Annotated in this window: 10 protein-coding genes; 8 read left to right on the top strand and 2 right to left on the bottom strand. The window is 67.8% G+C overall.

Translation table 11 applies throughout. From position 1 onward, the window contains the following. Positions 1–9: 9 nt before the first annotated feature. Both ABZT17_RS30890 and ABZT17_RS30885 read right to left on the bottom strand, forming a co-directional pair. Positions 10–831, bottom strand: a complete 822-nt coding sequence (locus ABZT17_RS30890) for a hypothetical protein (RefSeq protein WP_356353576.1) — start codon at positions 829–831, stop codon at positions 10–12. Between the two features lie 30 nt (positions 832–861). Continuing rightward, entirely contained in the window at positions 862–1,155 is a 294-nt protein-coding gene (locus ABZT17_RS30885; protein ID WP_356353574.1) for a hypothetical protein, read from the bottom strand. A gap of 337 nt (positions 1,156–1,492) precedes the next feature. On the opposite strand from ABZT17_RS30885, the gene ABZT17_RS30880 reads away from it, so the two are divergent. The 8 genes from ABZT17_RS30880 to ABZT17_RS30845 all read left to right on the top strand — a co-directional run. After that, positions 1,493–3,673, top strand: coding sequence for an ABC transporter family substrate-binding protein (locus ABZT17_RS30880; protein ID WP_356353573.1), 2,181 nt, complete (start codon positions 1,493–1,495; stop codon positions 3,671–3,673). A gap of 272 nt (positions 3,674–3,945) precedes the next feature. Further along, entirely contained in the window at positions 3,946–4,395 is a 450-nt protein-coding gene (locus tag ABZT17_RS30875) for a hypothetical protein (RefSeq protein ID WP_356353572.1), read from the top strand. 137 nt (positions 4,396–4,532) lie between these two features. Next, complete coding sequence (gene typA / locus ABZT17_RS30870) at positions 4,533–6,440, top strand: translational GTPase TypA (protein WP_356353570.1); 1,908 nt, start codon at positions 4,533–4,535, stop codon at positions 6,438–6,440. Between the two features lie 552 nt (positions 6,441–6,992). Further along, positions 6,993–8,027 (top strand): ABC transporter permease, encoded by a 1,035-nt coding sequence (locus ABZT17_RS30865; protein WP_356353568.1) that lies wholly within the window; start codon positions 6,993–6,995, stop codon positions 8,025–8,027. Positions 8,028–8,111: 84 nt separating this feature from the next. Continuing rightward, positions 8,112–9,923, top strand: a complete 1,812-nt coding sequence (locus ABZT17_RS30860) for an ABC transporter substrate-binding protein (RefSeq protein ID WP_356353566.1) — start codon at positions 8,112–8,114, stop codon at positions 9,921–9,923. A gap of 95 nt (positions 9,924–10,018) precedes the next feature. After that, positions 10,019–10,999 (top strand): ABC transporter permease, encoded by a 981-nt coding sequence (locus ABZT17_RS30855; protein WP_356353564.1) that lies wholly within the window; start codon positions 10,019–10,021, stop codon positions 10,997–10,999. 31 nt (positions 11,000–11,030) lie between these two features. Continuing rightward, entirely contained in the window at positions 11,031–12,092 is a 1,062-nt protein-coding gene (locus ABZT17_RS30850) for an ABC transporter ATP-binding protein (RefSeq protein WP_356353562.1), read from the top strand. A gap of 11 nt (positions 12,093–12,103) precedes the next feature. Further along, a partial coding sequence (locus ABZT17_RS30845) for a dipeptide/oligopeptide/nickel ABC transporter ATP-binding protein (protein WP_356353560.1) occupies positions 12,104–12,795 on the top strand: 692 nt, incomplete at its 3' end.

Here is a 12,795-nt window from a genome sequence, read left to right as displayed (position 1 = left end):
TCATCTCAGTCAGAAGAAGCGCGGATCGTCGAAGGCACCGGACGCGATCAGATAGACGTAGAAGTCGGCGAGCGCCACGCTCACCAACGACGCCCAGGCGAGCAGCATGTGCCGGGCGTTGAGCTTCCCGACGAACTGCCATGCCTTGTAGCGCACGGGGTGCTTGGAGAAGTGTCTGAGCTTGCCGCCGACGATGTGCCGGCAGGAGTGGCAGGAGAGCGTGTACGCCCAGATCAGCGTGATGTTGACCAGGAAGACGACGGTGCCGAGGCCCATGTGGCCCCAGTTCTCGTGCGTGTCGCGGAAGGACAGCACGGTGTCGTAGGTCAGCACGCCCGCCACGAGGAGCGCCGCGTAGAAGAAGTAGCGGTGGATGTTCTGCAGGATCAGCGGGAAGCGGGTCTCACCGGTGTACTTCTTGTGCGGTTCGGCGACCGCGCAGGCCGGGGGCGAGGCCCAGAAGCCCCGGTAGTAGGCCTTGCGGTAGTAGTAGCAGGTCAGGCGGAAGCCCAGCGGGAAGATCAGGATGATGATCGCCGGGGAGATCGCCCACCAGCTGCCGAAGAGGTCGGCGTTGGGGCCCGAGGGCATGTTCTTGCAGTTCTCCGCCAGACACGGCGAGTAGAACGGCGAGACGTACGGCGCCGAGTAGTAGTCCGCGTTGGCGAAGGCCCGCCACGTCGAGTAGACGATGAAGGCGAGCAGACCGGCCGCGGTGGCGGCGGGCGCCAGCCACCAGCGGTCGGTGCGCAGATGCGGGGCGTCGATCGCGGCGCGCGTGCCGGTTCTCACGCCGCCGCTGTTCAGATGTGGTTCCGTACCAGTGGCCAACTCATGACTCCGGTCGGTGTCGGGGGGCGCTCAGCGGTGCTTGTGCCCGTGGTGCGCGCCGAGACCCTCGTCGTCGGTGTCCGTCCACAGAGCGTCGTCGTACGGCTGGTCGGGGATGGGGACGAGTTCGGGCTTGCGGGGCGCGGCCTGCACCGTCGCCGCCGCGCGCAGGAGCTGGACGCTCTCGCGCAGGTGGTCGGCGTCGGCGCGGACCCGGCGCATGTCCAGGTTGGTGCTGCCGAGCTGCTGTTCCAGGCGGCCCACCGACCGGGACAGGTCGTCGAGGCAGCGCTGCACTGACGTCAGGTCGTCTTGCACGGACATGACGTGACCTCACTTCCATGGGCCGACGGCCCTAGGCGGCAACGTTCATGCGCCTGCGAGTGTTGCGCGTCACACCTGTCGGTGGGAAGGGATGTGCAGCGATTGGCGGATTGCACGCCTCCAGTGCACGCTCGCACGCGCTTCTTGTGCGCCGGGGGCGCACGTTGCGCCGGGTGGGTGGCCTTGTCCGCCCGTGCCGCCGTGTCGTCCCCGGTCGGCGAACCCTTTCCTCTTCAGTGGGGCCGTAGATCTGATCAACTCCAAAATACCGCCAAACGTGAACAGAAACCCTTTTATCCGGCTCACTGGCGGGAGCGGCTCCCCGGAGGTAGCAGAGATGTCCTACGACCGTGTCGGACCGCGCGCTGTGCTGCGATCGGTCGCCTTCCTGACCGCGGGCGCGCTCGCGGTGCCCCTGCTCTCGGGCTGCGGCTCCGACGACAAGGCGGGCAGACCGCTCGCCGGGCAGGACATCCTCCCCGCCGGCCGGGCCCTGATCGCCGACGGCGGCACGCTGCGGTGGGCCGTCGACGACGTGCCGGAGACGCTGAACACCTTCCAGGCGGACGCCGACGCCACCGGCGCCCGGGTCGCGCAGGCCGTGCTGCCGTCGATGTACCGGATGGACGCCGAGGGCCGGCCGGTGCGCGACGCCGACTACCTGGAGTCCGCCAAGGTCGTCGAGACCAAGCCCAAGCAGGTCGTGGTCTACAAGCTGAACCAGCAGGCCGTCTGGAGCGACGGCCGGGAGATCGGCGCCGCCGACTTCGCCGCCCAGTGGCGCGCCCTGTCCGGCAAGGACAGCGCCTACTGGACCGCCCGCAACGCCGGCTACGACCGCATCGAGAAGGTCGAGCGCGGGGCGAGCGACCTCCAGGTCAAGGTGACCTTCTCACGGCCGTACGCCGACTGGCGCTCCCTCTTCTCGCCGCTGTACCCGAAGGACGTCATGGGCACCCCGGACTCCTTCAACGACGGGGCGCGACGGGCGCTCAAGGTCACCGCGGGACCGTTCTCGGTCAAGAAGGTCGACAAGAAGGACGACCGGGTCACCCTCGTCCGCAACCCCCGCTGGTGGGGCCGGCCCGCCAAGCTCTCCGAGATCGACCTGGTCGCCGTACCGCGCGACAAGCGGGCCACCGCGCTGGCCGACGGGAAGCTGGACCTCGCCGAGATCGACCCCGACGACGCCACACGCATCGACCTCGCGGGCCGCGCCAAGGGCACGGGCACCCCGCTCCAGGGCTCCTCCCCGCTGCTGGGCCCCGGCGGCGGCCGGCTCGCCGTCAAGAAGAGGCAGCAGCGGAAGATCGCCGCGTACGACAAGCAGCAGGAGGCCCTGCGCGGCTTCGAGGTCCGCAAGTCGCTGGAGCCCGCCTACACCCAGCTGGCCCTCAACGGCTCCGAGGGCCCCCTCGCCGACGAGCGCGTCCGCCGGGCGGTGGCCCGCGCCCTGGACCGGGCGGCGCTCGCCGCGCTCGTCCTCAAGCCGCTCGGCCTGCCCGCCAAGCCGGTCGGCAGCCACCTCGCCCTCTCCGGACAGGCCGCCTACGCCGACAACAGCGGTTCGCTCGGCGGCCAGGACACCGCGGAGGCGGAGGCGCTGCTCGCGGACGCCGGGTGGGTGCGGGGCGGTCCGGTCAAGGAGGAGAAGAAGGGCAGCAAGGCCGCCGGGGCCGAGGACGAGGGCGAGAAGGACTCCGGTGGCAAGAAGCACACCGACGGCAGGAAGGACACCGACGGCAAGAAGGACGACGACCGGTCCGGGAGTGACGACGGGACGTACATCGTCGGTGAGGACAACAAGGGCGACCACCCCAGGGAGCACGACGCCGAGGACGGCGCCAAGCACCTCGCGGACGGCAAGCGGTACTGGGACAGGCAGGGGGCGCCGGGTGCGTACGCGCCCAGGGGCACGGCCGCTCCGGCGGGTGCGTCGAGCGGGATGCTGGCCAAGGGCGGAAAGCCGCTGGACCTCCGGTTCGTGATCCCGTCGGGCCCGGGCTCCGAGACCCTCCGCACGGTCGCCGACCGGATCGCGCGGATGCTGGAGCGGGTCGGGATCCGTACCGAGATCACCAAGGTGCCCGACGACAGCTACTTCAAGGACCACATCGCGTCCGGGGAGTACGACCTGGCGCTGTACTCGTGGCCCGCGTCGGCCTTCCCCGCGACCGACGCCCGGCCGATCTACGCCAAGCCGGTGCCGGCCGCGGACGGCTCCCTGAACGTCGAGCAGAACTACACGCGCGTCGGGACCGACCAGGTGGACCAGCTGTTCGACCAGGCGTCGGCCGCGCTGGACGACGACGAGAACCACGCGCTGCTGCGCAAGGCCGACTCACGCATCTGGGCGGCGGCCGGATCGATCCCCCTCTACCAGCGGCCCCAGCTGACAGCCGCGAGGAAGGACGTCGTGAACGCGGGCGCCTTCGGCTTCCAGACCCCTGTGTACGAGGACATGGGCTTCCTGAGAAAGGGCGCGAAGCCGTCCGCGAGCGCCTCGCCGAACGGCTGACGGGGAGCCGGCTCAGGAACAGCTCAAAACGCTTGCCGTACGCGTCCGGCGCCCGCAGCATGAGTCGACCACTGATCATGCGGCGGGCGCCGGACGCCCTTGCGTGGGGAACACGGGGGCGGCACATGAGGGAGACGGCGCGGGGGATGTGGGCTGCGGCGTTGGCCTCGGCGGTCGTGGCGGGGCTCGCCGGGTGCACGACCGGGAACGCCGGGGGCGCCGTAGGGAGCACTGCACCGGCCGCGGGCGCCGTAGGGAGCACTGCACCGGCCGTGGCGAAGGCCTGCGCCGACGGCACCTTCAGCTGGTCCGGCACAAAGAGGACGGACCGGCTCACCGGTGTGTCCGCGCCGGACGTGAGCGACGGCCGCACCATTGACACCCCGAACCCCATCGAGCGGCTGTACATCACCACGCTTGCCGGGGTGGTCGGCGAGAGCTGGTCCTTCACGGACGTGCACCAGAAGGCCCCGAACCTGGACAACCGTTTCTCCAAGGTGTCGGGCCCGGGCGCGGTCGTGGAGTTCGCCGCGGTCCGGGAATGGGAGGGCGACTTCCGCCACACCTGCCCCGGCGGCCGGACCACCACGGGTCACGCGCGGAACTGGACGGTCGACCTGCAGGGCAGCCTCTCCTGCGACGAATCCGTCGACACCCGGATCGCCCGCCAAGCCGCCCGGCGCTCCTGTGAACCGGGTTCGCCGGCCACCCGGAACGCCTGACCCCGGCCGCCCGGCGAGCCGCCGCCGTGACGGCCCCGTACCATGGGGTAAGGCCGTGGCGTGTACAGCCCGGCAGGGTCCGCGTAACACAGATGTACGCGCCGGCCCCTTCCTCACACTCCGGGAGTACGCCACACATGGCCACGCGCCACGACATCCGCAACGTCGCCATCGTCGCCCACGTCGACCACGGCAAGACGACCATCGTCGACGGCATGCTGAAGCAGGCCGGTGCCTTTGCCGCTCACCAGCTCGAAGGCGTCGACGACCGCATGATGGACTCGAACGACCTGGAGCGTGAGAAGGGCATCACGATCCTCGCCAAGAACACGGCGGTGAAGTACCACCCCAAGGACGGGGGGGACGTCATCACCATCAACATCATCGACACCCCCGGCCACGCCGACTTCGGCGGCGAGGTCGAGCGCGGTCTGTCGATGGTGGACGGGGTCGTCCTCCTCGTCGACGCCTCCGAGGGCCCGCTCCCGCAGACCCGCTTCGTGCTGCGCAAGGCGCTCCAGCAGCGGCTGCCCGTCATCCTGTGTATCAACAAGACGGACCGCCCGGACTCCCGGATCGACGAGGTCGTCAACGAGACCTACGACCTCTTCCTCGACCTGGACGCGGACGAGGAGCAGATCGAGTTCCCGATCGTCTACGCCTGCGGCCGTGACGGCATCGCCTCGCTGACCAAGCCCGAGAACGGCACGGTCCCGGCGGACTCCACCAGCCTGGAGCCGTTCTTCTCGACGATCCTCCAGCACATCCCGGCCCCGACGTACGACGAGCAGGCCCCGCTCCAGGCGCACGTCACCAACCTGGACGCCGACAACTTCCTCGGCCGTATCGCGCTGCTCCGCGTCGAGCAGGGCGAGCTGCGCAAGGGCCAGACCGTCGCCTGGATCAAGCGTGACGGTTCCGTCAGCAACGTGCGCATCTCCGAGCTGCTGATGACCGAGGCGCTCACCCGCAAGCCCGCCGAGGTGGCCGGCCCGGGTGACATCTGTGCCGTCGCGGGTATCTCCGACATCATGATCGGCGAGACCCTCGCGGACCCCGAGAACCCGATCCCGCTGCCGCTGATCACGGTCGACGAGCCCGCGATCTCCATGACCATCGGCACCAACACCTCGCCGCTGGTGGGCCGTGGCGGCACCGGCAAGGGCGCCGACAACAAGGCGGCCGTCAAGGACCGCAAGGTCACCGCCCGTCAGGTCAAGGACCGCCTGGACCGCGAACTCGTCGGCAACGTCTCGCTGCGCGTGCTGGAGACCGACCGTCCGGACGCCTGGGAGGTCCAGGGCCGTGGTGAGCTGGCGCTCGCCATCCTGGTGGAGACCATGCGCCGGGAGGGCTTCGAGCTGACCATCGGCAAGCCCCAGGTCGTCACCAAGGACGTCGACGGCAAGGTCTACGAGCCCGTCGAGCGCATGACGATCGACGTGCCCGAGGAGCACATGGGCGCCGTCACGCAGCTCATGGGCGTCCGCAAGGGCCGTATGGACAACATGTCGAACCACGGCTCGGGCTGGGTCCGTATGGAGTTCGTGGTGCCCTCCCGCGGTCTCATCGGGTTCCGGACCGAGTTCCTGACGCAGACCCGCGGCACCGGCATCGGGCACTCCATCCACGAGGGCTTCGAGCCCTGGTTCGGCACGCTCCAGACCCGTAACAACGGCTCCCTGGTCGCCGACCGCGCCGGCGCCGTCACCGCCTTCGCGATGACGAACCTCCAGGAGCGCGGCGTGCTGTTCGTCGAGCCGGGCACCGAGGTGTACGAGGGCATGATCGTCGGCGAGAACTCGCGCGCGGACGACATGGACGTCAACATCACCAAGGAGAAGAAGCTCACCAACATGCGGTCGTCCACGGCCGACGTGTCCGAGTCGATCGTTCCGCCGCGCAAGCTCTCGCTGGAGCAGTCGCTGGAGTTCTGCCGCGACGACGAGTGCGTGGAGGTCACCCCGGAGGCCGTTCGCATCCGCAAGGTGAACCTGGACGCCCGCGAGCGGGCCCGCGCCGCGAGCCGCGCCAAGCACGGCTGACCGAAGGCCGCTTGAGCCCGGGTGCCCCCAGCTTGGGGGTGCCCGGGCTTTTCGCAACCCATTTTCGGCGGGTTCACGTCCGGAATACGGACCGCTGCGCCCGATAGCCATGTAACACGTCCGTTTCGTGGCCATCTTGTCCCGAACGGTTTGTCCAGTTTTTGGAAGATGTACGCGTCAGCTGTGACCGAATTGAGATTTGAAGACTGTGGTCGGCCCCTGGCTCATGGCAGATAGTTAGCCGCGTAGCGCTCGGGTCAATGGGTCTCGCGCCGTGGGGACGGCGCCGACTCACGAGCACCAGGGGGTGTCTGACTCTCCGTCAGGGGTGTCGGAGGACAGACACGCGCCCCCTCTTGTTGGTGAACACGTGGAGTCATGAGGAGGAGCCCCATGTGCGGTGACGCGAACATCGGTTCGTGCAGCGGTTCATTCTGAGGATTTTGCCGGCCGTTTAGTGCGTCCTTACGCCTACGCGCGTCCGACTGCGGGTTTCCCGCTCTTCCTCTACCCGGCTCACCTACACCCGTGCATCCGTGAAATGGATAAACCGTGACAAGTCCCATCGATGTTGAGGGCGGCGGTACGTCGGTCGTCGTCGACGGCGCACCGCAGCCCCCCGCCAAGCCCGAGGACCAGAAACTGGAGGGGCGTTCGCCCGGCCAGTTGATGTGGATCCGCTTCAAACGCGACCGCACCGGCGTGATCTCGGCGCTCATCGTGATCTTCTACTTCGTGGTCGCGCTGGCGGCGCCGCTGATCTCGAAGCTGTACGGCAAGGACCCGTACACCATCTACGCCGACGAACGGCCGGAGCTGTTCGACAGCGCGGGTGTGCCGGTGCAGCCCAACGGCGGCATCAGCAGCCAGTTCTGGTTCGGGCTCGAACCGGGCAACGGCTACGACGTGTTCACCAAGCTGATCTACGGCATCCGCACCTCGCTGATGATCTCGGTGGCGGTCACCGTCGCGGTGGTCGTGACCGGCATCCTGCTCGGCATCACGGCCGGCTACATCGGTGGCAGGACGGACTACGCGATCGGCCGGGTCATCGACTTCCTGCTGGCCTTCCCCTCGCAGCTGTTCTTCATCGCCAGCATGCCCGTGGTGGTCTCGCTCTTCGTCAGCCCGCGGGACGAGACACCGACCTATGTGCGGGTGCTAGCCCTGATCATCGTGCAGTGGGTGCTCGGCTGGATGAGCCTCGCCCGGATCCTGCGCGGCACGACACTCGCCCTGAGGGAGCGGGAGTTCATCGAGGCGGCCAAGGTGAGCGGTGCCTCGCCCTGGCGGATCATCCGCAAGGAGATCCTGCCGAACGTGGTGACACCCCTGCTGGTGCAGGCCACGTACATGCTCCCCAGCTTCGTCACGATCGAGGCGGGACTGTCGTTCCTCGGTGTCGGCATCGTCGAACCGACCCCCGACTGGGGTCAGATGTTCTCCAAGGCGTCGACCGAGCTCGTGCTGCAGAACGACATCACTTACATGATCTTCCCCGGCGTCTCGATGGTCATCTTCGTCGTCGCGTTCAACCTGCTCGGGGACTCGGTCCGGGACGCCTTCGATCCCAAGTCGGCTCGCTGACCGAGAGTTTGGGCGTCCTCGCCCGGATACGCACAGCAATTTTCTTCGCATCAGGCGACACACAGATGGGTGGAGACTTCAGTGATGAGTAGGGGCGGACGCCAGACTTACGCCGCGCTCTCGGTGCTCGCGGCCGGAGCACTCGTGCTCACCGGCTGCAGCAAGGGCGGCAGCAACGCCAGCGACAACGAGAAGAAGGACCAGCAGAACGCCAAGCGGCAGCAGTCGTCCATCAAGTTCGGCGACGCGGCGGACTCCCAGGGTCCGGCCGCGGCCGTGCCGGGTGCCAAGGCGGGCGGCACCCTCGAGGTGCTCCAGCGTGACTCCTACGCGCACCTCGACCCGGGGCAGATCTACGTCTCCGACGAGGGTTCGCTCGCCACGCTGATCCACAGAGGCCTCACCGGCTACAAGTCGACCAGCAGCGACGGCAGCAAGCACGAGGTCGTCGGCGACCTCGCCACCGACTCCGGTACCACCACGGACGGCGGCAAGACCTGGAAGTACACCCTCAAGGACGGCATCAAGTTCTCCGACGGGTCCCCGATCACGTCCGCGGACTTCCGCCAGACCTTCGAGCGGCTCTTCGCGTCCTTCATCAACCAGGGCCCCACCTACATACAGCAGTGGATGGCCGACACCACGGGCTCCGACTACCGCAAGCTGCTGCCGGACGGCCCCTACAAGGGCAAGCACCTGCCGGACAGCGTCCTGGAGACGCCGGACGCCAAGACCATCATCTTCAAGTTCAAGACGCCGCACCCGGACCTGCCGTACGCGCTGGCCATGGCGGGCTACGACGTCGTCTCCAAGAAGGGCGACACGAAGGAGAAGTACGACAAGGCCCCGCTGACCACGGGCCCGTACAAGATCCAGTCGTTCAAGTCCGGCAAGTCGATGGTCCTGGTCAAGAACCCCAACTGGGACCCGAAGACGGACCCGATCCGCAACCAGTACGTGAACCAGATGAACTTCACGTTCAACAGCCAGTACGAGGACTCCACCAAGGCCCTCCTCGCGGACACCGGTGCCGACCAGGCCGGCATCAGCTTCAACAACTCGGTGGACGCGGGCAACATCGCCAAGGTCCTCGGCGGGGACGCGGCCATCAAGGCCCGTACGGTCGCCGGCTACCAGCCCTACGTCGGCCAGATCAACATCAACCAGTCGCACCCGGCGCTCAAGGACAAGACGGTCCGTGAGGCCATCGCCTACGCGCTGCCGATCACCCCGATCATCCGCGCCTTCGGCGGCAGCGCCGCCGCGGAGGTCGCCGGCGGCTTCATCAGCCCGACCGTCAGCGGCTACGACGCCTCCTTCGACCCGTGGGGCAAGAAGAAGAACCCCGGCGGTGACGCGGCCAAGGCCAAGGCGCTGCTGAAGAAGGCCGGCAAGGTCGGTCTGAAGCTGACCTACGGCTACCAGAACACGCCCGAGGGACAGCAGTACTCCACGGCCATCGCCGCCGCCCTGACCAAGGCCGGCTTCAACGTCCAGCGCCAGGACATCCCGGCCGAGACGTACTACGACCAGGTCGGCAAGGTCAACAACAACTACGACATCTACGCCTCCGCCTGGGGAGCCGACTGGCCGTCCGCCTCGACCGTGATCCCGCCGCTGTTCGACGGTCGCGCGATCGCCGACGGTTCGCCGAACTACTCGCACGTCAACGACCCCAAGGTCAACGCCGACATCGACGCCGCGAACAAGATCTCGGACCCGGTCAAGTCGGCCGAGGCCTGGGAGAAGATCGACCAGTACCTGGCCAAGGACGTCATCAACGCCGTCCCGACCATCTACTACAAGCAGGTCCAGATCGCCGGCTCCAAGGTCGGCGGCCTCGTCTACGACGACGTGATCGGCGGCATCGACCCGCGTCGCCTCTACATCAAGTAACCCCACCTGTCCGACCGGTACCCGGTGCGTGAGCTCGCGAAGAGCGGCGACGCACCGGGTACCGCCCGGCTCGCCGACGTCAGAAAGCCCCTCGCATGCTGCGCTTCCTCGTCCGCCGGTTCCTCGGTGCCGTCGTCATTCTGTTCCTGCTGAGCATCGTGACGTTCCTGCTGTTCTTCGGGATGCCGCGTGACCCGGCGCTTCTGATGTGCGGCAAGACGTGCAACCCGCAGAGCCTCGCGAACATCCACCATGTGCTCGGCCTCGACAAGTCGATCCCCGAGCAGTACGGCATCTTCCTGCACAACCTGCTCTTCGGCAGCGACAAGTTCGCCCAGGGCCCCTGCCCCGCCCCCTGCTTCGGGTACTCGTACCACACCAACGACCAGGTCTGGGCGACCATGATGGACCGGCTGCCCACCACGGTGTCGCTGACGCTGGGTGCAGCGGTCGTCTTCCTGATCATCGGTCTGGGCACCGGCATGGTCGCCGCCTGGCGACGGGGCACGCTGCTCGACAAGACGGTCACCGCCGGATCGATGGTGATCAGCTCGCTGCAGATCTACTTCCTCGGCCCGCTGGCCCTGGCCGCCCTCGTCTACCAGACGCACATCTTCGACAAGCCCGCCTACAACAACTTCACCTCGGACCCGATCACCTGGTTCTCCGGGCTGATCATCCCGTGGGTCGTGCTGTCCACGATCTTCGCCTCGCAGTACACCCGTATGGCGCGCTCGTCGATGATCGAACAGCTCCAGGAGGAGCACGTACGGACCGCCCGCGCCAAGGGCATGTCCCGCAAGTACGTCTTCTTCCGCTACGCCTGGCGCGGCTCGCTGATCCCGATCGTCACCATCTTCGGCATCGACCTCGGCTCCCTCCTGGGCGGTGCCATCATCACGGAGTACACCTTCGGACTGCCCGGCCTGGGCATGCTCGCGGTGCAGTCCGTGCAGTTCAGCGATCTGCCGCTGCTGCTGGGCGTGATGCTGTTCTCCGCCGCCATGATCCTGCTGTGCAACATCGTCGTCGACGCCTGCTACGCCTTCATCGACCCGCGCGTGCGGTTGTCGTAGGCCGGAGACACCGGGTAATAGGAGCACTTTCGTGACCACTTTGACCAAGGAAGCCGGCGCCCCCGTACCGGCCGACGCGGACACCTTCCTCTCGGTGCGGGATCTGCACGTCAGCTTCAAGACCGAGGACGGCGTCGTGAAGGCCGTCGACGGACTCTCCTTCGACCTGGAGCGCGGCAGGACGCTCGGCATCGTGGGTGAGTCCGGTTCCGGCAAGTCCGTCACCAACCTGACGATCCTCGGGCTGCACAACCCGATGTTCACCACCATCGAGGGCGAGATCCTCCTGGAGGGCCAGGAGCTGACCACCGCCAAGGAGTCGGAGCTTGAGAAGCTGCGCGGCAACAAGGCCGCGATGATCTTCCAGGACCCGCTCACCGCGCTCTCGCCGTACTACACGGTGGGCCGGCAGATCGCCGAGCCGTTCATGAAGCACACCGGCGCCTCCAAGAAGGCGGCCTGGGAGCGCGCGGTGGAGATGCTCGGCAAGGTCGGCATCCCCAACCCGAAGGAGCGGGCGAAGGACTACCCGCACCAGTTCTCCGGCGGTATGCGCCAGCGCGCGATGATCGCGATGGCCCTGGTCTGTGACCCCGACCTGCTGATCGCCGACGAGCCGACCACGGCCCTGGACGTGACGGTCCAGGCCCAGATCCTGGACCTGCTCAAGGACCTCCAGCAGGAGTTCGGCTCGGCGATCATCTTCATCACCCATGACCTGGGTGTCATCGCCGACATGGCCGACGACATCATGGTGATGTACGCGGGTGGCGCGGTCGAACGGGGCACCGTGAACGAGGTGATGCGCGCGCCGCAACACCCGTACACCTGGGGCCTGTTGAACTCGATGCCGCGACTGGACTCGGACCTCTCGGCTCCTCTGACGCCGATCCCGGGCGCCCCTCCCTCGCTGCTGACCCCGCCGTCCGGCTGCCGCTTCCACCCCCGCTGCACCTTCCAGGACCGGGTCGGCGGCACGCTCTGTGTCAGCGAACGCCCGTTGCTGGCCCCCGACCGAGCCTCGGCCTGCCATCTCACGGCGGAGCAGAAGCGCACCATCTTCATCGAAGAGATCAAGCCCCGTCTGGGCTAGGAGGAGACGTCATGACAGAGGACCTCGTCCTCCCCGCCCCCAGGGCAGCCGGTGCCGGTACGCCCGGGGACCCCCTGCTCGAAGTCTCCGGCCTGACCAAGCACTTCCCGGTCAAGGGCGGCTTCCCCGTCCGCCGTACGGTCGGCGCGGTACAGGCGGTCGACGGCATCGACCTCACCGTGCACGTCGCCGAGAGCTTCGGCCTGGTCGGCGAGTCGGGCTGTGGCAAGTCGACGACGGGCCGGCTGATCACCCGGCTCATGGAGCCGACGGCCGGCACGATCGCCTACCGCGGCCAGGACATCACGCACGCCACGCGCAAGCAGCTGGCCCCGATCCGGTCCGAGATCCAGATGATCTTCCAGGACCCCTACTCGTCGCTGAACCCCCGCCAGACGGTCGGCAAGATCATCGCCGGCCCGATGGAGATCAACGGCATCGAGCCGGAGGGCGGGCGCGAGAAGAGGGTCCGCGAACTCCTGGAGATCGTGGGCCTCAACCCCGAGCACTTCAACCGGTTCCCGCACGAGTTCTCGGGCGGTCAGCGCCAGCGCATCGGTGTGGCCCGCGCCTTGGCCCTGGAACCGAAACTGATCGTCGCAGACGAGCCGGTCTCCGCCCTGGACGTCTCCATCCAGGCCCAGGTGGTCAACCTCCTCCAGAAGGTCCAGCAGGAACTCGGCATCGCGTTCCTGTTCATCGC

It is taken from the genome of Streptomyces sp. NPDC005648, from assembly GCF_040605395.1.
In the GTDB taxonomy this organism is placed as follows: Bacteria; Actinomycetota; Actinomycetes; order Streptomycetales; family Streptomycetaceae; genus Streptomyces.
The sequence above is the reverse complement of the archived record's forward strand: the minus strand, read 5'-3'. Positions and strand labels throughout refer to the sequence as shown.